Genomic DNA, 23,065 nt, shown 5'->3' with positions numbered 1-23,065 from the left:
ATGGCTGTGAAGAAATTGTTAAGTGTCTTTTTATCATTCTTGCTATTGCTTTCATTTACTGGAACTTTAGCGCAAGCAGAAGAAACTGCTTCTATGTCAGTAGAAAAAGCAATTCAAGTATTTAAGCAGCAAGGGAAAACGAAGGGGATAGTAGAAGGATATATTGTTGGATATACGCAAAGTTCTTCTAAATATACGAAGGATCCAGCTAAGTTTGATGATACAAACGTAGCAATTGCAGATTCGCCAAACGAAACGAATCCAGACAAAATCATGCCCGTTCAGTTACCGAAAGGTGATGTGAGAACGGCAGTGAATGTAAAAGATCACCCTGAAAATATCGGGAAGAAAGTTAGTTTGACTGGGACCCTTGAATTATATTTTAGTAACCCAGGTCTAAAATCAGTAACAGCTTATAAGTTTCAAGGTGAAGGACAAAACCGTGTTAGCGATGTAGTAGCTTCACCGAACGGTGGAGAAGTTGCTAAAGGAACAGCGGTAACATTAACGACGAATACAGAAGGCGCAACAATCTACTATACGTTAGATGGCTCTAATCCTACTAATAAAAGTGTTCGTTATAATGGACAAATTATAGTGAATGAAAATAGTGTAGTGAAAGCAATCGCAGAAAAAGAAGGACTTACTCCTTCAGCAATTTCGACATTTTCATTTATTATCGTAAATAATGAACAGGTTCGTATTCATGACATTCAAGGGAAATCACATATGTCTCCTTACAACGGGAAGAAAGTAAACAATGTGGAAGGCGTTGTCACAGCGCTTGATAAAAACGGCTTTTATATAGAAGATAATCAGCCAGATAATGATCCAGCTACTTCAGAAGGTATGTACGTATATAAAAAAGATGTGAATGTAGCAGTAGGAGATCTTATTCAAGTTGATGGAGTAGTAGAAGAATATGTTGGACCAGGATATGCAGAACGATTTGAAACAGACTTAACGACGACTGAAATTAAAGCGAGCCGCGTTGCTGTAATCGCAAAAGATCAATCTTTGCCAGCACCGATTGTACTTGGGGAAAATGGTGTGAAAATCCCGGACCAGATTATTGATAATGATGCATTTGGTTTATTTGATCCAAATGAAGATGCAATCGACTTCTATGAAAGTATAGAAGGTATGCGTGTTACGATGCCAACACCAAAAATTATTACACCTCAGAAAAACGGAAATTTATATGTAACAGTAAAAAATGGTGGAGATAAAATAGTAACACAATATGGCACACCTCTATTAGATGAAAATCAATTAAACCCAGAGCGCCTTTCTGTAAAAGTACCTCGCGATTATGTAGCAAAAGTAGGAGATACTTTTACTGGAGATATAACAGGGGTAGTAGGATATGATTACGGTTCTTTCCGTATTTCTCCAATAACAGAACTGCCAGCTGTAGTGGATGGTGGATTTAAGCAAGTAGGGGCAAATATTCAGCCACGTCTTGATAAGTTAACGGTTGCTACATATAACATTGAAAACTTCTCAGCGAATAAAAAAGAAACAACAGATGAAAAAGTAAAAGCGTTAGCGTATTCTATTAAATACAACTTAAAAATGCCAGATATTATCGGTGTAGAGGAAATGCAAGATAATAACGGATCAATTAATGACGGTACAACAGATGCGTCATTAAGCGCAAAACGTATCATTGATGCAGTTCTAGAAATTCGTGGACCGAAGTATGAGTATGTAGAAATCGCTCCAAACAATAATCAAGATGGAGGAGCACCAGGAGCGAATATTCGCGTCGGCTTCTTCTATAATCCATCACGCGTGAAATTAGCGACGGTACCGAAGTTACTTGATAAAAATGTTGTTCGTATTGGAGACGAAAATCCATTGTTTGAAAGTACACGTAAACCGCTAGCGGCAGAATTTACGTTCCAAGGACAAAACATTGTTGTCGTTGCAAATCACTTAAACTCAAAACTAGGAGATGCAACGCCATTTGGAAAAGTGCAGCCGCTCGTATTAAAGAGTGAAGACAAACGAATTCAGTTAGCGCAAGAAGTAAATCATTTCGTGCAAGGAATTCAGAAAAAGAATACGAATGCACCAGTTGTTGTGTTAGGTGATATGAACGATTTCGAATTCTCTAAACCACTCAAAACACTAGAGGGAACAATCTTAAAAGATATGTTAAACACAGTGCCGAAAGAGAACCGCTACACGTACATTCATGAAGGAAATGCACAAGTGTTAGATCATATTTTAGTAACAAACAACATCGCACCGCACACAATTGTAGACCCAGTACACTTAAACTCAAACATTATGAAAGAACACGGACGTGTAAGTGACCACGACCCAGTACTTGCTCAAATTGATTTGAAGAAGGCTTCTTAAAGTGGGGAACGCTTAGGTGACTAAGCGTTCTTTTTTTTGCATCGTTATAGAATAGTATAAAGAGATGATTCCTTTTTTTGTAATCTAACGATAAAATTGATTGAATATTTAGTTTTTAAAAAGGAGGAAAACAATGCAGTTACAAATAAATGGAAAGGTAATGAATCAGTTTGCAATTTTTTTTAGTACGATCATCATGCTTCAGTTTGTAGCTGATATAACAGGACTTACAAGCAATCTAGATATTACGTATAACTTAATACATACAGCAGCTTCTTATATAACATTTAGTTTGGCGGTTATTTTCACTTTAATAGGTGCAAGGAGAGAATTAAGTAAATATGCAATTGTTTCATTATGTTTAGTAGTGGCGATTAAAGCAATTTATTTTGTAGCGATTGTTATTTTATGGGGATTGGCTGGTACGCCATAAGTGAATAGTAAATAAACCCTAATTTCCAATATAGTAAGGAAATTGGGGTTTTATTATACTTGAAACGCTTTTCTACACCGCTCTCTTTTTTGCAGTCTTCTTTTATATTTTTTTCTATCCCGCTTTACTCCTTGTATATACATAAGTAAGCTAACGAAAAGGAAGAAAGCACATTGCGTCATTAAAATATATGGTGACATGCCTTGCAATGGTTGTTTCGGATCATATAAATGAAAAGGTGCTCCGCCTATTGAAGGAAGTATTGTATTTAGCAGGACGTAAGGAATGGAGGCGGCTGCAAATGGAAAGAGAATTGCCATATAGTCTTTTTGTGACCATACAGATGCAGCAAGTCCTAAAAGGGCCATTAAACCTGCAAATAAAAAATTAATTCCGATATATACAGCAATGTAAGTGAGAGGCGCATCAAAATATAGGTTTGCGAACATTCCATCAGCATTTATGATGCCTGAACCAACCGTAGGTGTTCCGTCTGGAATGGTTAATTTGCAAAATAATAACGATAAGATGAATGGAAGTGTATAAAGAAATCCTCCGCAAAAAAACGTAACGATATATTTCGCTACTGAATAAGGAAATATAGAAATCCCCTTACTCACAAACGGTTTAAAACCATCGGACTTATCCGAATTGTAACTTGTACTAAAGGGGAAACTCGCAATAACTGGCATTAATAATAAATAAACATCCATTTCATTGTCGCGAAATCCAATCCATTTTAAATCTGTTGATATAGGACCATTTGCTGCGTTTCCTAAATAACGAATTACATAATAATAGTGATAAATGCAAATAAGAACGAATCCACTAAGCATCATAATTAAAGAAATACGACTACAAAAAGCTTGCTTTATATTTAAACGAAGTGCACGCATCATGACTGAAAAAGCCTCCACTGTTTTGATAAACTTGTCTATTTTCTATATTACTATTAATTGTAAAGATTTTCTTGTTTTTTTATTTGATTATTTGAAAAAGAGGAATTTTGTTGTTGTGAAGTAAGGTTTAGCTGAAATTAATTTTTCTAAAATATGGTTGACAATTAAGTATTACATTTGTAATCTTAATTATAGATTACAAATGTAATACTTAGGAGTGAAACAGACGATGACAAATCAATTACCTAAAATATCTGAAGCGGAATTAGAAATTATGAAAGTACTTTGGTCGAGTTCTCCGCAAACAGCGAATGAAATTATAGAAGAACTGGAAGATGCAATGGACTGGAAACCGAAAACAATCCGCACATTAATTAATCGATTAGTGCAAAAGGAAGCCGTTTCTTACCATCAAGATAAAGGGCGTATGTACGCTTATTACCCGTTAGTATCACAAGATAATTATTTGCAAGTGGAAACGAAATCTTTACTAAAACGTTTTTGCGGTGCAGCGTTTAAGCCATTACTTGTTAATTTCTTAAAAGAGGAGAAATTATCTTCAGAAGATATTAATGAATTAAAACGCATTTTAGATGAGAAGACAGAGGAGAATAAGAGGAAGGATCGATAAAAATGATAAACACGCTTATAAATGTATACCTTCCTCATTTTTTTGATTGGCTTATAGAAACGTCACTTATGGCTAGCATATTAGTCGGATTTATTTTATGTATAAAAGTTCTATTTAGAAATAAATTAACCCCCCGGTGGCAATATATGCTGTGGATCGTATTAATGATAAGACTCCTTTTACCGTGGTCGCCAGATAGCTCTTATAGCATTTACTCATTACTTTCTTATAGTTCTAGCGTATCGGAAGTTATTCCAAAAAATATGCCGGCTACTGAGAATATAGTGAACATAGAAAGCGACCGAAAAGTGGAATTGGAATCAAATTCTAAAATGGTGACAAAAACTAGCGAACCGGAAGTAAAAGTCAGTTCGGAAAAACAGACTACATTTTCTTTATACAAACTTGCTTTGTATGTGTGGCTAGCTGGGGTAATCATATTAGCAGCCATCACGTTTCTTACAAATAGACGTTTATATTCTTACATAAAGAAACAACCGGATATTACGGACGAACAGGTCACTACAGTGTTTAATCGCTGTAAGCAGTCTATGAAAATGAAGAAGGCAGTTTCATTACGTCTTGCAGGAAAGATTGCAAGTCCAACGGTTTTTAGTTTCTTTCGCCCGAAAGTATTACTATCAAAAAAACATATGAAAGTATTAAATGAACAACAATTACAATATGTCTTTTACCATGAGTTAGCTCATATTAAGAGAAACGATGTAGCTGTAAATTGGATTATGTACAGTTTAATCCTATTAAATTGGTTCAATCCAATTCTTTGGTACGCCTATTTTTGTATGCGAGAAGATCAAGAATTAGCCTGTGATGCATATGCACTTACTTTTATAGATAAAGAGGAGCAAATTGCATACGGTCATACAATTATTACCCTTTTAGAACACTATTCCTATCAAGTACCAAGCCTAGCAAATTTAAGTAGAAATAAACGAACACTAAAAAGGAGAATCATTATGATTAAAAAATTCCAAAAGAAATCGTATCGTCTTTCTTTACTTGGAGTTATTGCGATAGCAGCTATAGCAGGCGGATTTTTATTAAATGCAAGGATAACTGAGGGAGATGAAAGACAGAAGGAAAAGGTTGTAGAAAACAAGCAATATAAACCTGCATTTGAAAAAGCGATAGAAACAGTATATGGTACACCAGAGAATGCAAGTAGAGAATGGGGTATGTCGATAAAATCATATAAAAGAGATACAGATTTTTTGTATTTGGCAGAAAAGAATTTTACAAAAGAAGAATTTGAACAATATGTCCAATTATTTAAAGAGGCTAGCGAAATTCAGAAAAAAGCAATGGTTAAGAAAAATGTGCCTGAGAATTATGATGGAGATACAAAGGAATATAAACCTGAACGCTTGAAGAAAGCTGATCAAGAAAGACTAGCTACTATTCAGAAGAAATTAAAACCTTTTGATGATAAATTGCAGAAGTCTTTAACATATACTATGGAAGAAGCAAAAGAACATGTACCGTATCAAATTAAGCAGCCGACTTATATACCTGAAGGTTATGAGTTAAAGAGAGAGTGGGCTGACTCATATTTTGGAAGAGATGTAGAATTAGTTATTAAATCAGAATATACAAAAGGAAAATATGGTTTTACGATTTATCAGTCAAGGATGTATATGGATGGTAATGGTAATGGCACTAAGGATCCGCTACACTATATGATGCCTGGAGTAGAGAATCTAGAAAGTTATAGTTTAGACGGGAAAGAAATGGTATATAATAAATCTTCTCATGGAGAGGGGAAGTTAAGAGGCCTTAAAATGTTTGTACCAGCACAAGGTAAGAATAGTGATTATCAAATTGTTATAGTGAATGATATTTTTACAAGAGATACAAAGATATACGAAGAGATAATCGATGATGAGCTAACTAAGAAAGAAATGGAGAAAATATTACTTTCTATGTCAAAATAATAGACAGTGTTCTTAAACCTTTGGTTTTAAGAACACTGTCTATTATATTAAATTTCTAGTGGGATCTAGTCAGCAATTATTTATGAATATATTCTAGCTTTCCATACAAGTATACTTTTTGATAAACTATGGACAGTATGATATAACTTGACTGGAATTTTTTATACTGGAAATAATAAAAAGAGAACTTGTATAGAATGTAAGCGTGTGGTAATATCAAAGATGTACTGATTGACTATATTATCCAATTGGTCATTTTTGGAGGTGACAATGTGGCGATAGATCGAAAACGTTCTATTATTGAAGCTGCAACAAAGTCTTTTTCAGCGTTCGGTTATAAAGCAACAACGATGGATCAAGTAGCGAAGTTAGCGAATGTAGGAAAAGGAACGATTTATACTTTTTTCAAAAATAAAGAAGAGCTATTTGGTGAAATTATTTCTAATTTAATTACAGAAATGAAGCAAGTTGCAGAAAATGCAATTCGTTCAGATGTTTCATTTTTTGAAAATGTACATAGAGCATTATATAGCATCTTGGAATTTAGAAAAGAACATCAGCTCATGATTAAATTAATTCAAGAAGAGCGCGATATGGGAACGAAAGAAGTACAAGAAGTGATGCAACAAGTTGATGTGGAAATCGTTTCTGTTATTCAATCGTATTTAAAAATTGCGATTGAAAAAGGTGAAATTAGCAAATGTGATCCAGAAATTACAGCATTTATTATGCTTCGTCTATATGTATCGCTTATTTTTGATTGGGAAAAAAATCACGAACCGCTAGAAAAAGAAAAAATTGCAGAGTTATTTGAACTTTATTTACTAAAAGGATTGTCAAACTAAGATAATCCTTTTAATTTTATAAAAAATGACCAAATGAACAATGCGGTCATATATTTAAGTTAAGGGGGGATATAGAAAAATTATAATCATAATAAGAAAAAGTTGCATAGTAATAAATTCGGGGATAAGGCATATGTATGAACAAGTATAGCCTTTTTGTTTGGGTAAAAATGACTATATGAACATTTTGGTCATTTTATAAAAGGGGGAGAAATTATGAAAGGGAATCAGTTACTTCGGAAAGAGTTCACGGAAATTATAAAAAGTAAAAAAATATTAATTCCAATTATTGCGGTCTTATTCGTACCGATTTTATATGCAGGGATGTTTTTGTGGGCCTTTTGGGATCCGTATAAACAGTTAGATGACTTACCAGTTGCAGTAGTCAATTTAGATAAAGGCGCAGTATTTGATGGGAAACCAATTGAGGTCGGAAAAGGGCTCGTTGATAATTTAAAAGATAATAAAAGTTTTAAATGGGAGTTCGTAAGTGAAAAAGAAGCGAAGAAAGGAATGGAAGGTAGAAAGTATTACATGTTAGTGCGCATTCCAGATGACTTCTCAAGTAACGCTACAACGTTACTAAAAGACGATCCGAAGCCATTAAACTTAGAATATATTCCAAACGAAAGTTTGAACTTCTTATCTTCACAAATTGGCGGAACAGCCATTGAAAAAATTAAAGGTGAAGTAGCAAGCACGTTAACGAAAACATATGCAGAGAAAATGTTTGATTCCATTCAAGACGTCTCAAAAGGATTAGCAGATGGGGCGGAAGGAGCAAATAAACTACACGACGGATCAAGTGAGCTGCATGATGGTTCAAGTAAAGTGACGGATGGCCTTCATACACTTCAAGGGAAATCTGGGGAGATGAAGGATGGAGTTCAGAAATTAGCAGATGGATCTAATAAATTAGTAGATGGATCAGGCAAAGTAACAAATGGTTTAAATACGTTAAATAGCAAAACAGGTGAAATGCAAATAGGTATTGGGAAATTAGTAGATGGGTCAGGAAAAGTAACGAACGGTTTAAATACGTTAAATAGTAAAACAAGTGAGATGCAAGCAGGTATCGGAAAATTAGTAGATGGATCAGGAAAAGTAACAGACGGTTTAAATACGTTAAATAGCAAAACGGGTGAAATGCAAAAAGGAATTGGTGAATTGCATGATGGATCTGAGAAACTGACTGGTGGCTTGAACAAACTAGTAAGTAAATCCGGCGAATTACAAACAGGAACAACTGATCTATCAAATGGTATGGAACAACTGGTTGGGGGACAAAACCAATTAGAGGTAGCTTCTCAAAAAATTGAAAAGGGTTTGCAAGATTTAAATAGTAAAGTGAAAAGTTCTGCTGCAGGTTTAGAGGAAATACAGTCGAAAGGCCCTTCTATATTGAATACAGTAAATGAGAAAATAGATGGAGCTGGGGCGAATGTAAATCAGTTAAATGAACTTACACAATCAACGGCAGGAGATGCCAAAAATGCAGAACAAGAGGTAGTGAATTTACAAAAGCAAATTGAAAGTTTACCGAAAGAATATCAAGAACAGTTACAACCATTCATAACAAGTGCTGTAAAAAGTACAGCGACAGTTCAGCAAAAAGCTGCAGGAGTAGCAGGTGGAACAAATAAATTAAATGAAGAAGTAAAACAATTAAAAGGTGAAATAAATCAAAAAACAAGTGATGCACAAAACAAACTACCGAATACAGCGAAATTGGACTCTTTAACAGAGGGTATTGAGAAATTAGCCAGTGCACAAAAAGGATTTGTTGAAAATTTCCAAGGGTTTGGTAAGAATTTAAATGTAGCAAAAGAAGGCGCAAATAAATTTAAAAATGAATCCGGTCAATTAATTGATGCGATAAATCAATTAGCAGATGGCTCGGGTAAAGTAACAGGCGGTTTAGGTGCATTATCTGCAGGAGCAAATCAAATGGCAGGTGGTGTACATCAATTAGCAGATGGCTCAAGTCAAGTAACAGGCGGCCTAGGTCAATTATCTGCAGGAGCAAACCAAATGGCAGGTGGCGTAAATCAATTAGCAGATGGCTCGAGTAAAGTAACAGGCGGTTTAGGTACATTATCTGTAGGAGCAAACCAAATGGCAGGTGGCGTAAATCAATTAGCAGATGGATCTGGTCAAGTAACAACGGGCTTAGGTACTCTAAATGGTGGCCTAAATCAAATGTCAAATGGCTCAACCCAGCTAATCGACGGCGTAAATAAACTAGCAGATGGCTCAGGAAAAGTAACAGATGGTCTCGTAAAAGTAAACGACGGTTCAGGTGAACTTGCAGAGAAACTTGGCGAAGGGGCAGAGAAAACTGGGGAAGTAAAAGGAACGGATAAAACGTATGATATGTTTGCAAGTCCTGTAAAAGTGAAGACAGAGAAAATGGCGGAAGTTCCAAACTACGGAACTGGATTTACGCCGTACTTCTTATCACTTGGTTTATTCGTTGGGGCATTACTATTATCAATTGTATATCCATTACGTGATACAGTCGGTGTTCCAAAATCAGGGTTTAGCTGGTTTATTAGTAAGTTCGGTGTTTTACTATCGGTCGGTATTATTCAAGCGATAGTAGCAGATGTTATATTACTGTTCGGATTAGGTGTAGAAGTACAAAGTATTCCGTACTTCATACTCTTTAGCATCGTTACAAGCTTAGCATTTATCGCATTAATTCAATGTTTAGTAACAGCATTCGGTGATGCAGGCCGTTTTATCGCCATCATCACATTAATTATGCAGCTTACAACAAGTGCCGGAACATTCCCACTAGAATTGATTCCGAAGTTTTTACAACCATTCAATGCTTGGTTACCGATGACATACTCTGTATCAGGATTGAAAGCAGTCGTATCGAGTGGAGACTTTGACTTCATGTGGCAAAACATAGGAATGCTCATGATCTTTATCGTTGTATTATCACTTGGAACAATCGCTTCCTTAACTTTGATGCACAAACGACAATTTAAAAATGTTGCTGAAAATCAATCGGTTGAAGCGTAGATAAAAGCACCTTTTTGGTGCTTTTTTATTTTAATAGAGGGCATCTTTTCCTTAGTTCATCTATAAATCTTTCTAAAAGCTATAGAAACGAAAGAAAAGGAATTACAACAATTTACAGAGAAACATAGGGTAGAAGAGTTGATATGATGAAAGGCAATCTTACTTATTATTTTATCGTAAATCCGCTAATAATCTTTCTTGTTTATGCCCTTTCACCTATATTGTTTGATAAAGAAGTATATACAAGTATGAAAGATGCATTTGGAATACTTACGTTCTATTATGTGTTAATGGGTGGATATTACTTTATTGATATTTTAAGTGAAAAGATAAAGAAAAAAAGTGATGGAGGATAAAAAATGACTGAAAGTGAAATGAAATTCCGTGATACGACCATTCGTAACTTTTTCGATAAAGAGGAGCGCTTAAAATCGATTCCAGGTCAAAAGAAGAAGAAACTAGTATTGTTAGAGCTTTTAATTAGCAAGTTAGATGCTGGAAATCAATATACAGAAAAAGAAATTAATACATTTATAAAACAATATCATGATGATTTTTGTACAATTAGACGTGAATTTATTGTACATAGATTTATGGATAGAGAGGATAATATGTACCGTATAAACGGGAGAGAAGTTTGGACGAAGTGGGAGGAGTTAAAATAATGAATCAGCGAGGGGATCCCCGCTGATTATAAGCCTGTGCTAGTCTTGCTGTTTCTTTGTAGTAAGTCTATGAACGCTTCAACATTCGAACTTGTAATGTACCCAAGCGTTATATATTCATCTTCATAGTAAAATATTATTTTTTTGTCAAAGATTCTTCTCTTCGTTTCTATGGATAGAATTTTTTCATAATCAAATTCGGCAATGAATGTGTTTTTATATTGGCTAAAAAAGAGAAGTCTTTGATTAGTAGCAAGTAACATGCCAGGATACGGGACTTTATGCGTAATCATATAGCCAGTAAGTGAACATTTTAAAGTAGATAAAATTTTTTCTTCTTTATGTAATAGTTGTTTTGCAGCTATTAAGATTGGATTCATTGCATACATTCCTTTTATTTTGATGTATGAATATTGTATCAAGAGTAAAAAGATTCTCAATATGCAATATTGCATATTGGACGTTTTATAGTTTTAATATTATTTTTTAAAAGAAAAAGTACGAGGTGATTCAATGATACGATTAGCAAAAGAGGCTGATGCAGAAGCAATAATGAACATTAGAAAAGAAATTATATTATCGGAAAATACTACAAAGTTTTTCATAGTATCCCCGAAGAAGTTACCGAATGATATGAATGCAGAAAGAGAAAAGATACGGAAAAGCAATGAGAAAGGAAATCTTTATATCGTGTATGAAGTAGATGGGAAGGTAGTTGGCTTTTTAATTTTCAACCGATATGAACTAGAACGGCTACAACACGCAGGCACAATGGGAATGGGGATTAAAGAGGCGTATTGTAATCAAGGCATCGGCACGAAATTAATTGAATTTCTTATTAGTTGGGCTAAAAGGCAGAAAGGTTTAGAGAAAATTTGCTTAGGTGTAGTTTCTGTTAATGATCGGGCAATTAAAGTGTACAAACGTATGGGTTTTGTAGAAGAAGGAAGACAACGAAAGCAAATTAAATATGAAGATGGATCATATGGAGATGATGTATTGATGGGCTTTTATATTGAATAAAGAATATATGGTATTAAGAAAAGGAATGTACATAACGTAAATTTCTAAAAGCAGTATATTGTCCATGCATTAACAGACTTTTACCTATGTATAATATTAATATAGTAAAATCATAACAACCGATATTGCAGTTTCCAATAATATACTATATAATCAATTTAAGAAAACGTTTTCATGCAAAGGGGGAGAATTTCGTGTCGACTATAGAGGACGTGGCGAAATTAGCAGGGTTATCAAGGACAACGGTTTCTAGGGTGATTAATAATCATCCATATGTTTCAGATGAGAAGAAAAAAAGGGTTCAATTAGCAATGAAGCATTTAGGCTTCGTTCCTAATTCTGCGGCGAGAAGGCTTCGTAAACAAAAAACGGAAACAATTGCGGTGCTAGTTCCAAGGATTACAAATCCTTTCTTCAGTAGATTTATTGAAGCAATCGAGATTGCTGCTTCTGAACATAAATATAAACTGATTATTTGTCAAACAAGATATTTACCGGAAAAAGAGATGGAGTATTTACAATTATTATCTACGAAACAAGTAGATGGGATTATTCTATGTTCACTAGAAAATCCGTGGGAAGATGTAGAGCCATACTTACAGCACGGTCCAATCGTGTTGTGTAATGAATATATTGAGGAAGCAAATATTCCAACAGTGAAGTTTGATCATGCGCAAGGAGCATACATAGCTGCGAAGCATGTGTTAGATCAAGGATATCGTAATCTTATTTTTTGCCGTGGTAACGAAACCAAAGTCGTTAGCCAGCAGCGAAAAATGGGCTTTTTACGTGCAATAACTGAGAAGAGCCGCCAAGTAGAAGCGATTGACTTTCTTGAAAACGCTTTCTCTTGGGAAGATGGAAAACGAATATTCCATGAAGTATTAAAGGACAAAAAAAATCCTACCGCGATTTTGGCAGGAGGCGATGAGGTAGCAGCTGGAATTATCTCAGAGGCGAAACGCCATAACTGGAGCATTCCAGATGATCTCGCTGTTATCGGTTTTGATAATCAAATATTATCGCAGATTACAGAACCAGGTATTACGACAATTGAACAGCCAATTGATGAAATGGCCCGAAAAGTTGTCGACCTAATGATGGATAAAATCCATACGAAAAATTATCGAAAAAAAGAATTGTATGAGTTTGAACTGGAGCTCTTGGTGAAAGGTTCAACGATGAAGGATAAGATGTTATTAGCCTAGTAGACTATGTCTGCTAGGTTTTTTTATGTTCAAAAACTACTATTCTTCGTGAACGCAATCGTCACATTTGTTATGGTATGCTTCGTGTTGCTCATCAATTTCTTTCCCGCAGTGCGCACAAGTTTTCGTCGGTAAATTTCTGAAAAACTCCATTGGTTGATCGATCATGTCAATCCCTCCATTTCCATTTCTTACTATCATTGTATTAGTACAAAAAATAAAAGTCAACAACTGTTTTATAACAAAATTGAAAATTAATGAAAAAGTTTAGGAAATGGATTATAGTTAACAATGTAGGATGTAAGTAAAAAACTTTCTCAAGTACGGAGAAAAACTGCATTCCTACTCGGTTTTAGAAAGGATGGATACATATGAAAATGACTGTTGTCGGCTTTTGGGGCGGCTTTCCAGAAGCGGGAGAAGCAACGTCGGGGTATTTGTTTGAACACGATGGTTTTCGTTTACTTGTAGACTGTGGTAGTGGTGTACTAGCACAGCTTCAAAAATATATAACACCATCTCATATAGATGCAGTTGTACTGTCACACTATCATCACGATCATGTTGCGGACATTGGGGTATTGCAATATGCGAGATTAATTACGAGTGCGACAACAAGGCAACTACCGGAATTACCAATATACGGTCATACGTTTGACGAGAATGGATTCCATTCTTTAACACATGAACCACATACGAAAGGAATCGCGTACAATCCAGAAGAAACACTTCAAGTTGGACCGTTCTCGATTTCGTTCTTAAAAACTGTTCATCCTGTTACATGCTTTGCGATGCGTATTACAGCTGGAGATGATGCTGTAGTATACAGCGCTGATTCAAGTTATATTCCTGAATTCATTCCATTCACGAAAGATGCTGATCTTTTCATTTGTGAGTGTAATATGTATGCACATCAAGAGGCTGCAAAAGCAGGGCATATGAATAGTACAGAAGTAGCAAGTATTGCAAAAGATGCAAATGTAAAAGAACTTTTATTAACGCACTTACCGCATACAGGCAACCCATCTGATTTAGTAACAGAAGCAAAACAAATTTTCAGTGGCCACATTACGCTAGCGCATAGTGGCTACGTATGGAACTCATGAGGTGATACGATGTTATTTATTGATAATAAAGGGATTACAGATCCTAGAATAAACTTAGCGATTGAAGAATATTGTGTGAAAAATTTAGATATTAACGAAACATATTTACTGTTTTACATTAATGAGCCTTCGATTATCATTGGTAAAAACCAAAACACAGTAGAAGAAATTAATGCAGATTACGTAAAAGAAAAAGGTATTCATGTCGTTCGTCGTCTATCAGGCGGAGGCGCAGTATATCATGATTTAGGAAACTTAAACTTCAGTTTTATTACGAAAGATGATGGAGACAGTTTCAGCAACTTCAAAAAATTCACAGAGCCTGTAACGAAAGCGCTTAGTAAATTAGGCGTAAATGCAGAACTAAGTGGTCGTAACGACATTTTAGCTGAAGGTAGAAAAATTTCGGGTAATGCGCAGTTCTCAACGAAAGGTCGTATGTTCAGTCACGGTACGTTACTATTTGACTCTGAAATCGATCACGTCGTATCAGCGTTAAAAGTAAAAATGGATAAAATCCAATCAAAAGGTATTAAATCAATCCGTAGCCGCGTTGCGAACATTACAGAGTTCCTAAACGAAGAAATGACGACAGAAGAGTTTAGACAACTTCTTCTAGAAACAATTTTCGAAGGAGAAACAGAAATCCCAACGTATGAATTAACAGAAGAGGATTGGAAAGAGATCCATAAACTTTCTGAAGAACGTTACCAAAATTGGGATTGGAACTACGGAAAATCACCGAAGTTCAACTTACAACATTCACACCGCTTCCCAGTTGGACAAGTTGACGTTCGTCTTGAAGTGAAAAAAGGAACAGTAACAGAATGCAAAATTTACGGCGACTTCTTCGGTTCACTAGATGTTCATGATATTGAAGAGCGTCTAACAGGCGTTCAATTCGATAAAGATGCATTCACTGTAGCTTTAGAAGGCGTAGATATCGCACGTTACTTCGGTAACATTACAACAGAAGATTTCTTACATTTATTCTTCTAAAAATAAGGGAGGTTGCGATAATGGGCAGCCTCTTTCTTTTTGCGTAGATTGTCAGGTTTTGTCGGTAAGTCGATATAACTGGAAAATCGCTGATATAAATGGAGTTGCGCTGATATATTTGAAAAATCGCCGATATAAATCGAGCTGCGCTGATATAACTGAAAAATCGCTCATATAATTTCATTTACCACAAAACATAAAATCACAGGACATTCGCCCCTCGTAAAGGAATATATATATACAAAAGGAGGCGAATCGAAATGAAAAGGGTAATGTACGTTGTATTATTACTCAACTTCGTCGTCGGAATGACAGCGTGTAGCAGTGGATCGCCCTCAAGTCGTATAATTTTGTCTATCGGAAAACCAGCGGAGGATAATGTTATATATTTTACGCATACAGATAACAAACGAAAGATACATGATATACAAGACATGTTTCAAAATAAGAAGTGGAAAAGAAATGAAACATTCAGCACTGTTAATAAAACACCAGATGTCGTCTTATCAATAGATGAAGACAATATAGGGTTACCGGCATTATATGTGACGGTGTATTTTCATGAAGATGGGGCGGACGCGATTAACTTGTTTGGAGAGCATACGACGTTAAATAAAGAGGAACTTACTAAACTTAGAGAAAAGATGAACGCATATTATCCTAAAATGATTTTTGGTCTAGTGTTATAAATTACTTGTAAATAAAATCCCCTTATTTTTCCAAAGTAAACTAAGAGAAGGTGATCTGTCTATATGCAGTTAATAGAATATCACTTGCCACTTTAATTTTCTTTTAATATAATTAATTTAGAATTTTTAAATATTCTAAAATTTATAAAGGTGGGGTTTTTGTGAATCTCGTTCAATCTTTGGCTGAAACGGCAAAAAAGAAGGGGGAAAAACCGGCTTATATATTTATGGATCAGTCGGTCTCATATGACCAATTAAACAAAATGGTCACAAGGTTTTCTAGCAATTTAGCAGAAATGGACATTGGAAAAGGGGACAATGTCGCATTAGTTGTTGGGAACTCACCACATTTTTTGGTCGGTTTATACGGAACAATGAAAGCCGGAGCAACTGTTATTCCAGTTAATCCAATTTATACAGCAGACGAAATGCATTATATTTTACAAAATGGAGATGTAAAAACAATCATCGTACTCGACGTCCTTCTACCTGTTATACAATCTCTTACAACAAGACTTCCTTCATTAGAAAACATCATCATATGTGAAACCTCATCAGATTTTAACCATACAGAAACCGAAAAAATGAAAACGTTTACTAGTTTTGTGGGGACTGGAGATACAACTTACGAAGGTCCTGAACTAGATGAAGAAGATGTAGCGGTTATTCTATACACTTCGGGCACAACTGGAAAACCGAAAGGCGCTATGTTAACACATAAAAATTTATATAGTAATGCGAACGATGTGGCGTCGTATTTACAATATACGGCTGATGACCGCGTTGTTGCGGCACTGCCTATGTTCCATGTATTCTGTTTAACAGTTGCGGTAAATGCACCGATTGTGAACGGGGCAACGATTTTAATGTTACCGAAATTTAGTCCGAAAGAAGTATTCCGTATTTGTCGCACGTACGAACCAACGATCTTTGCTGGCGTACCGACAATGTACAATTATTTATATTTATTTGAAGAAGCAAGCGCAGAAGATGTGAAGACGCTTCGTCTTTGTATTTCCGGTGGTGCATCAATGCCTGTTGCTCTTCTGCAAAACTTTGAAAAACGTTTTAACGTTATTGTTTCAGAAGGATACGGTTTATCAGAAGCATCACCAGTTACTTGTTTCAATCCGCTAGATCGTCCTCGTAAACCAGGATCAATTGGCACAAATATTTGGCATGTAGAAAATAAAATTGTAAATGAACTTGGGGAAGAAGTACCTGTCGGCGCAGTCGGTGAATTAATTGTTCGCGGACCTAACGTTATGAAAGGATACTATAATGCACCAGAAGATACAGCTGCGACATTGAAAGACGGCTGGCTATATACAGGTGACTTGGCGAAAATGGATGAAGAAGGTTACTTCTATATCGTGGATCGTAAAAAAGATATCGTCTTAGTTGGCGGTTATAACGTATACCCTCGTGAAGTAGAAGAAGTATTATATACGCACGAATCAGTAGCGGAAGTTGTCGTAATCGGTGTTCCTGATGAAAACTTAGGAGAAGCTGTGCGAGCGTACGTCGTTTTGAAGCAAGCAAACGTAACAGAAGAAGAACTAATGCATTACTGTACGTTACATTTAGCGAAATATAAAGTGCCGAAAAGCATTGAGTTTTTAATAGAATTACCGAAGAATACGACTGGTAAGTTGTTAAGAAGAGCATTGAGAGAGAAAGCGATGCAAGTGTAAAAATGAGGCAACCATCTTTGAAGGTGGTTGCCTCATTTTTTTGTGCATTGATTAAGCTGTGGTGTCATATATTTAAAGCTTCATATGACCAACAAGGAGGAGATATACATAGAACAGAAGGGATTAACGCTTACGGCGAGTGCAATATCTTATTTGTGAAATTATGAATGAACTCTGAAAATGATAAGAACGGTAATTTTAATCAAAATGGAGTAATGGACCGTGAATCAATGGCTACGGTGTTAGTAAATGCATATAAATTAGAATGGAATGAAAATAGTAAGTTACCAAAAGAATTTGCTGATTTGAAAAATCATTGGGCTCGAAGTATGCCAATATTTTAGTTTAATAAGAAAATTCAAATTCCAAGTTGACACATATGAATTACAGAATTAAAATGAAAAGAAATCGAATACAATACATTAGAAGCTAATCAGATAAACTGAAGGCGCACAATGTTCACGTTTGTGAATATATTGTGTGCCTTTTTCTATTGTATAAACTAAGGGGGCTTAACGATGAAAAAGTGGGGTAAGACAGCGTTTATGAAAAGTACAGGTGTTTTATTATCAGCAGTTGTACTTTTATCAGGGTGTGGTTCGGCAACATCCACTAGTAATTCTGAAGGAAGTGGAGATAAAAAAACAGTTGAGCTTTTAAATGTTTCTTATGATCCAACGAGGGAGTTATATCAAGATTTCAATAAAGATTTTGCGAAGTATTGGAAAGAGAAGCACGGGCAAACAGTAAATGTAAAACAATCACACGGGGGATCTGGAAGTCAAGCGCGCTCTGTTATTGATGGCTTAGAAGCAGACGTTGTTACACTAGCACTTGCTTATGATATTGATGCGATTAGTAAGAAAAAACAATTAGCAGAAGATTGGCAGAAGCGACTTGCGAATAATTCCACTCCATACACGTCAACAATTGTATTTCTTGTTCGAAAAGGAAACCCGAAAGGTATTAAAGACTGGGATGATTTAACGAAAAAAGGTGTGTCTGTCATTACACCAAACCCAAAAACATCAGGCGGGGCACGTTGGAACTATTTAGCGGCGTGGGGATACGCACTGAAAAAATATAATAATAGTGAAGATAAGGCGAAAGAGTTTGTTAGCCAAATTTATAAAAACGTAGAAGTATTAGATTCAGGAGCGCGCGGAGCAACGACAACATTTGTTGAAAAAGGAATTGGTGACGTATTAATCGCATGGGAAAATGAAGCGTTATTATCCCAAAAAGAGCTTGGAAAAGATAAATTTGAAATTGTAACCCCTTCTATTAGTGTACTTGCAGAACCACCAGTAGCGGTTGTAGATAAAGTCGTTGATAAAAAAGGAACGAAAAAAGTAGCAGAAGGGTATCTTGAATATTTGTACTCAGAAAAAGGACAGGAAATTGCGGCAAAAAACTTTTATCGTCCACGTAATGAAAAAGTAGCAGAAAAATATACATCTCAATTTCCGAAAGTTCAATTATTTACAGTAGATGAACTATTTGGTGGCTGGAAAAAAGCGCAGGAGAAACATTTTAATGACGGCGGCGTATTCGATAAAATTTATCAAAAATAATGCGTACTGCTAAAGGGGGATGAGGTGAAAGAGGATGAGGAAGAAACGTGTTTTACCAGGGTTTGGATTATCGCTTGGATTTACAATGTTGTACATGAGTTTATTCGTACTTATACCACTTTCTATCGTATTTATTCAAACTTCACAGTTAGGTTGGAAGAAGTTCGCTGGGGTTATAACGAACGAGCGTGTGTTGCATTCCTATCAAGTTAGTTTTACAACTTCATTTGCAGCTGCTATTGTAAATGCCATTTTCGGTTTATTAATAGCATGGGTGCTCGTACGCTACAAATTTCCAGGAAAAAGACTATTAGATGGACTCATTGATTTACCGTTTGCACTTCCGACAGCTGTAGCTGGTATTACACTTACAACGCTTTATGCGGAAAATGGATGGATTGGGAAAATATTTAGTCTGTTTCATATAAAAGTAGCTTTTACACCACTCGGAATTATCGTTGCGCTTACTTTTATCGGTTTACCATTTGTCGTTCGAATGGTGCAACCAGTGCTGCAAAATATTGATAAAGAAGTAGAAGAGGCAGCTTCGAGTTTAGGTGCATCCCGCTTACAAATATTTGTGAAAATCATTTTACCAGAAATCTTTCCCGCTCTTCTTGCCGGTTTTTCACTCGCATTTGCAAGAGCATTAGGAGAATACGGATCTGTCGTTTTCATCGCAGGTAATATGCCGATGAAAACAGAAATTGCACCACTGATGATTATGACGAAACTAGAACAATATGATTACGCGGGGGCAACAGCTGTAGCGACCGTGATGCTTATTATTTCCCTCCTTTTCCTTCTTCTTATTAATATGATTCAAAGCTGGAGTAGAAGGCATGAACTAAAAAGTGAATAGGAGGAGAGAAAATGGAACCAACATTATTAGAAAAGAAAATAGTAAAAAGCGTATCAGCTAAAAAAGAATCTAAGCTTGTACCAGGCGTATTAATTACGATTACAGTTTTATTTTTATCTCTCTTTCTATTACTGCCACTCATAACTATTTTTCTAAAAGCCTTTGAAAGAGGGATGGATGTATACATTGCCGCTATTACCGATCAAGAAGCATTTTCAGCAATTAGATTAACGCTTCTCGTTGCGTTAATCGTTGTGCCGCTTAATACGATATTTGGGGTAGCGGCCGCGTGGCTTATTACAAAGTTTCAGTTTAAAGGAAAACAAGTATTACTCTCTCTTATTGAACTGCCGTTTGCTGTGTCACCAGTTATCGCAGGATTAGTATTCGTCTTACTTTTCACACCGAGGGGTGCTCTTGGCGAATGGTTACTTGAACATGGAGTGAAACTCATTTTCTCTGTACCAGGCATTATTATCGCAACAATCTTTGTAACCTTCCCGTTCGTTGCACGTGAATTAATTCCGGTTATGCAGGCGCAAGGGAAAAGTGAAGAAGAGGCAGCTTTATCACTTGGCGCAAGTGGCTGGAAAATGTTTTGGCGCGTTACGCTTCCAAATATAAAATGGGGTCTTTTATACGGCATGATTCTATGTAATGCCCGTGCTATCGGTGAGTTTGGAGCCGTTTCTGTCGTATCAGGTCACGTGCGTGGCATTACGAACACGATGCCGCTCCATATTGAAATTTTGTACAATGAATATCAATTTTCAGCAGCATTTGCAGTAGCGACGTTAATGTCATTAATTGCAGTGTTTACACTCATTATAAAAAACTGGATTGAATGGCGAATGGAAAAACGCCAATAAGAGGGGGATTACGGTGAGTATTCAAATTCAAGGTGTATCAAAGCAATATGGTACATTTCAAGCACTAACAGACATTCATTTGGATATTCCAAAAGGTGAACTTGTTGCCTTATTAGGCCCGTCAGGTTCTGGGAAAACGACGTTATTACGCATTATTGCAGGATTAGAAGAAGCGGATGGAGGTTCTATTTCATTTGATGGAGAAGATTTAACAGACATTCACGTGAAAAACAGGCAAGTCGGTTTCGTCTTTCAGCACTATGCGCTCTTTAAACATATGAATGTATTTGAGAATGTCGCTTTCGGTTTAAAAGTAAGAAAGAAAAGCTTAAGACCGTCAGCAGAAGCGATAGAAGAAAAGGTAACAGAATTATTAAAGCTCGTAAAAATGGATGGCTTTGCTAAACGTTATCCAGCGCAATTATCTGGTGGACAACGTCAACGTATTGCACTAGCCCGGGCACTTGCAGTCGAACCGAAAATTTTATTACTTGATGAACCGTTCGGTGCACTCGATGCAAAGGTGAGAAAAGAATTACGAAGATGGCTCCGAAAATTACATGACGAATTTCAAATTACGAGCGTATTCGTAACGCATGACCAAGAAGAAGCGTTAGACGTTGCAGACCGTATTGTTGTAATGAATGAAGGCTGCATTGAACAAATGGGAACACCGGAAGAAGTATATGAAAACCCAGCAAGTCCGTTTGTATATGACTTTTTAGGAAATGTAAATTTATTTCACGGCCGCGTTCATAAAGGAAAGCTAAATGTAGGATCGGTCGAACTAGAAGCACCAGAGCATAAGCACGTTTCCAACGTAGACGGAATAGCCTACGTAAGGCCGCATGACTTATCAATCTCTCGTACGAAACAAAGCGTAGATGCAATCCCGGCAAAAGTATCTTATTCTCACGCAGTCGGACCTGTCGTATATGTAGAATTAAAACGAGACGAAACAGATGAATATTTAGAAGCAGAAATTACGAAAGAACAGTTCAAACAGCTGAACATTCAAGCGGGTGATTTCGTATACGTACAGCCGAAAGAAGTGAAAGTGTTTATTCCGGAGGATTTTGTAATTTAAATAAAAACCGAACCATCATCTAAATGGAGGTTCGGTTTTCTTTATTTTTTCTCTACTAATTTCTTATTCTTCCAATCTAGTGTGAACAATTTATTAAATGTTTTTTGATCAACGTCTTTTACGTTGTTTCCAACCCAGTTTGCAGTTCCGAATGTGTAGCCTGGACGAAGTTGGTAGTCGTCGGCGTGTTTTGTATAAGCGACTTGTAAGTTAGATTGATCTGTATTTTTTTCAGAGATAACAACAGCAATCATACCAGGAGAGAAACCACTATTTGTTAATGCTGGAAGTTGATCCATCGGTATTAAATTACCTTTTGCATCAGATTCATATAGGTATGTGCGAGAGTACATAAACAGTTGGTTTCCGTATAAAGAATGGTAGGAATCACGTGTGTAAATACCCCAGTTTTGATTGTTATATCCGTTAAAGAATACGTTCCATTTTACGTTTTTGTTTGTTTGGTCAATTAAATTTGTTTTATAACTAGTTTGTTTATAGCTTACAGAGTCCGACCAAGTTACTTGACCAGTTGCACCAGCTTCACCGCTAGGGCCATTAGGCGTTACAGAAGCTTTAACAGAGCCACCAAGTTGATAAGATACGCTAGATGTTACAGTCGTTTCTTCTACAGCATTTGTAGGTGCTACGTTAAAGAAACGAGCGCTGTTATCTTGAAGGTTAAATGCAACATCATATTGTGAAGGATAACGTAATGTTGCACTAGCGCCAGGGATTGGGTAGTTATCAATAGGTGCATCACTTATAGTAGGATTTGCTTTTAGAAAACTACCAGTTGTATTAATAACGGCAATCTGTTTATCAGCGCTTGGGTCATCGATAAAAGTTACCTTTAAAGACATTGTCATATTATCAGCTTGATCATTATTAAATGTATTATAGCTCGTATGTGTTTTTGCATTTTGCCCGATATCTGTTACAACTTGCGATGTTGTTTGAGCATAAGCAGCAGGTGTTGAAAGAGTTACAGCGCTACTAGCAAAAACAGCGGATAATGCTAAACATTTTAAGTATGTTTTAGAACGTTTCATACAATCACTTCCTTTTATTTTTGTCGATATATGTCGTATTACATTTATATCGTAACATGAAAATAAAACGGAATGGATGG

Annotated in this window: 23 protein-coding genes; 19 read left to right on the top strand and 4 right to left on the bottom strand. The window is 36.0% G+C overall.

The features are described from left to right. Both D1166_RS01605 and D1166_RS01600 read left to right on the top strand, forming a co-directional pair. Positions 1 to 2,367, top strand: a complete 2,367-nt coding sequence (locus tag D1166_RS01605) for a DUF6359 domain-containing protein (protein ID WP_097855555.1) — start codon at positions 1 to 3, stop codon at positions 2,365 to 2,367. A 133-nt stretch (positions 2,368 to 2,500) separates the two neighbouring features. Then, complete coding sequence (locus tag D1166_RS01600) at positions 2,501 to 2,800, top strand: hypothetical protein (protein ID WP_086410590.1); 300 nt, start codon at positions 2,501 to 2,503, stop codon at positions 2,798 to 2,800. 53 nt (positions 2,801 to 2,853) lie between these two features. On the opposite strand, the gene D1166_RS01595 is transcribed toward D1166_RS01600, so the two are convergent. After that, positions 2,854 to 3,699 carry a hypothetical protein gene (locus D1166_RS01595; RefSeq protein ID WP_000984174.1) on the bottom strand — a complete coding sequence of 282 codons (846 nt, stop codon included), beginning with the start codon at positions 3,697 to 3,699 and terminating at the stop codon, positions 2,854 to 2,856. 229 nt (positions 3,700 to 3,928) lie between these two features. Between D1166_RS01595 and D1166_RS01590 the strand changes: the two genes are divergently transcribed. From D1166_RS01590 to D1166_RS01565, 6 genes are all read left to right on the top strand, one after another. Further along, positions 3,929 to 4,330 carry a BlaI/MecI/CopY family transcriptional regulator gene (locus D1166_RS01590; protein ID WP_000184509.1) on the top strand — a complete coding sequence of 134 codons (402 nt, stop codon included), beginning with the start codon at positions 3,929 to 3,931 and terminating at the stop codon, positions 4,328 to 4,330. A gap of 2 nt (positions 4,331 to 4,332) precedes the next feature. Continuing rightward, positions 4,333 to 6,282, top strand: a complete 1,950-nt coding sequence (locus D1166_RS01585; RefSeq protein WP_000611130.1) for a M56 family metallopeptidase — start codon at positions 4,333 to 4,335, stop codon at positions 6,280 to 6,282. A 272-nt stretch (positions 6,283 to 6,554) separates the two neighbouring features. Next, on the top strand, positions 6,555 to 7,127 hold the full coding sequence (locus tag D1166_RS01580) for a TetR/AcrR family transcriptional regulator (RefSeq protein ID WP_000963378.1): 573 nt from the start codon (positions 6,555 to 6,557) through the stop codon (positions 7,125 to 7,127). Positions 7,128 to 7,343: 216 nt separating this feature from the next. Further along, entirely contained in the window at positions 7,344 to 10,157 is a 2,814-nt protein-coding gene (locus tag D1166_RS01575) for a YhgE/Pip domain-containing protein (RefSeq protein WP_097861702.1), read from the top strand. 143 nt (positions 10,158 to 10,300) lie between these two features. Beyond that, positions 10,301 to 10,513, top strand: a complete 213-nt coding sequence (locus D1166_RS01570; protein ID WP_001986098.1) for a hypothetical protein — start codon at positions 10,301 to 10,303, stop codon at positions 10,511 to 10,513. A gap of 3 nt (positions 10,514 to 10,516) precedes the next feature. Continuing rightward, positions 10,517 to 10,822 carry a DUF2087 domain-containing protein gene (locus D1166_RS01565; RefSeq protein WP_000140301.1) on the top strand — a complete coding sequence of 102 codons (306 nt, stop codon included), beginning with the start codon at positions 10,517 to 10,519 and terminating at the stop codon, positions 10,820 to 10,822. A gap of 26 nt (positions 10,823 to 10,848) precedes the next feature. Here the strand turns inward: D1166_RS01565 and D1166_RS01560 are convergent, their stop codons facing one another. Beyond that, positions 10,849 to 11,202 carry a PH domain-containing protein gene (locus tag D1166_RS01560; RefSeq protein ID WP_097855558.1) on the bottom strand — a complete coding sequence of 118 codons (354 nt, stop codon included), beginning with the start codon at positions 11,200 to 11,202 and terminating at the stop codon, positions 10,849 to 10,851. 133 nt (positions 11,203 to 11,335) lie between these two features. On the opposite strand from D1166_RS01560, the gene D1166_RS01555 reads away from it, so the two are divergent. Next, positions 11,336 to 11,845 (top strand): GNAT family N-acetyltransferase, encoded by a 510-nt coding sequence (locus D1166_RS01555; protein ID WP_097855559.1) that lies wholly within the window; start codon positions 11,336 to 11,338, stop codon positions 11,843 to 11,845. A 194-nt stretch (positions 11,846 to 12,039) separates the two neighbouring features. Further along, positions 12,040 to 13,053, top strand: a complete 1,014-nt coding sequence (locus D1166_RS01550; protein ID WP_000103715.1) for a LacI family DNA-binding transcriptional regulator — start codon at positions 12,040 to 12,042, stop codon at positions 13,051 to 13,053. Positions 13,054 to 13,092: 39 nt separating this feature from the next. Here D1166_RS01550 and yhfH read toward each other — a convergent pair whose 3' ends face one another. Next, positions 13,093 to 13,221 (bottom strand): protein YhfH, encoded by a 129-nt coding sequence (gene yhfH, locus D1166_RS01545; RefSeq protein ID WP_000567010.1) that lies wholly within the window; start codon positions 13,219 to 13,221, stop codon positions 13,093 to 13,095. 203 nt (positions 13,222 to 13,424) lie between these two features. On the opposite strand from yhfH, the gene D1166_RS01540 reads away from it, so the two are divergent. The 9 genes from D1166_RS01540 (at position 13,425) to D1166_RS01495 (ending at position 21,933) form a co-directional block, all read left to right on the top strand. Beyond that, positions 13,425 to 14,159: an MBL fold metallo-hydrolase gene (locus tag D1166_RS01540; protein WP_000784690.1), complete on the top strand. Its 735-nt coding sequence runs from the start codon at positions 13,425 to 13,427 to the stop codon at positions 14,157 to 14,159. A 9-nt stretch (positions 14,160 to 14,168) separates the two neighbouring features. Further along, positions 14,169 to 15,158 carry a lipoate--protein ligase gene (gene lplA / locus D1166_RS01535; RefSeq protein ID WP_000897281.1) on the top strand — a complete coding sequence of 330 codons (990 nt, stop codon included), beginning with the start codon at positions 14,169 to 14,171 and terminating at the stop codon, positions 15,156 to 15,158. 260 nt (positions 15,159 to 15,418) lie between these two features. Continuing rightward, a complete protein-coding gene (locus D1166_RS01525) occupies positions 15,419 to 15,847 on the top strand; it encodes a hypothetical protein (protein ID WP_097855560.1) in 429 nt (142 codons plus the stop codon). A 161-nt stretch (positions 15,848 to 16,008) separates the two neighbouring features. Continuing rightward, positions 16,009 to 17,541: a fatty acid--CoA ligase family protein gene (locus tag D1166_RS01520; RefSeq protein ID WP_097855561.1), complete on the top strand. Its 1,533-nt coding sequence runs from the start codon at positions 16,009 to 16,011 to the stop codon at positions 17,539 to 17,541. A 167-nt stretch (positions 17,542 to 17,708) separates the two neighbouring features. Beyond that, positions 17,709 to 17,885 (top strand): hypothetical protein, encoded by a 177-nt coding sequence (locus D1166_RS01515; protein WP_002004618.1) that lies wholly within the window; start codon positions 17,709 to 17,711, stop codon positions 17,883 to 17,885. 174 nt (positions 17,886 to 18,059) lie between these two features. Beyond that, positions 18,060 to 19,115, top strand: coding sequence for a sulfate ABC transporter substrate-binding protein (locus D1166_RS01510; protein WP_000758703.1), 1,056 nt, complete (start codon positions 18,060 to 18,062; stop codon positions 19,113 to 19,115). A 34-nt stretch (positions 19,116 to 19,149) separates the two neighbouring features. After that, entirely contained in the window at positions 19,150 to 19,977 is an 828-nt protein-coding gene (gene cysT, locus D1166_RS01505) for a sulfate ABC transporter permease subunit CysT (RefSeq protein WP_001227879.1), read from the top strand. Between the two features lie 11 nt (positions 19,978 to 19,988). Further along, positions 19,989 to 20,846, top strand: coding sequence for a sulfate ABC transporter permease subunit CysW (cysW, locus tag D1166_RS01500; RefSeq protein ID WP_097855562.1), 858 nt, complete (start codon positions 19,989 to 19,991; stop codon positions 20,844 to 20,846). A 13-nt stretch (positions 20,847 to 20,859) separates the two neighbouring features. Continuing rightward, positions 20,860 to 21,933 carry a sulfate/molybdate ABC transporter ATP-binding protein gene (locus D1166_RS01495; protein ID WP_016513149.1) on the top strand — a complete coding sequence of 358 codons (1,074 nt, stop codon included), beginning with the start codon at positions 20,860 to 20,862 and terminating at the stop codon, positions 21,931 to 21,933. A gap of 41 nt (positions 21,934 to 21,974) precedes the next feature. Here the strand turns inward: D1166_RS01495 and cytK2 are convergent, their stop codons facing one another. After that, positions 21,975 to 22,985 carry a beta-channel forming cytolysin CytK2 gene (cytK2, locus tag D1166_RS01490; RefSeq protein ID WP_000830629.1) on the bottom strand — a complete coding sequence of 337 codons (1,011 nt, stop codon included), beginning with the start codon at positions 22,983 to 22,985 and terminating at the stop codon, positions 21,975 to 21,977. Positions 22,986 to 23,065 lie beyond the last annotated feature (80 nt).

The sequence above is a fragment of the Bacillus sp. ISO11 genome, assembly GCF_003458115.1.
In the GTDB taxonomy this organism is placed as follows: Bacteria; Bacillota; Bacilli; order Bacillales; family Bacillaceae_G; genus Bacillus_A; species Bacillus_A cereus.
This window is presented reverse-complemented; position numbering and strand designations above follow the sequence as displayed.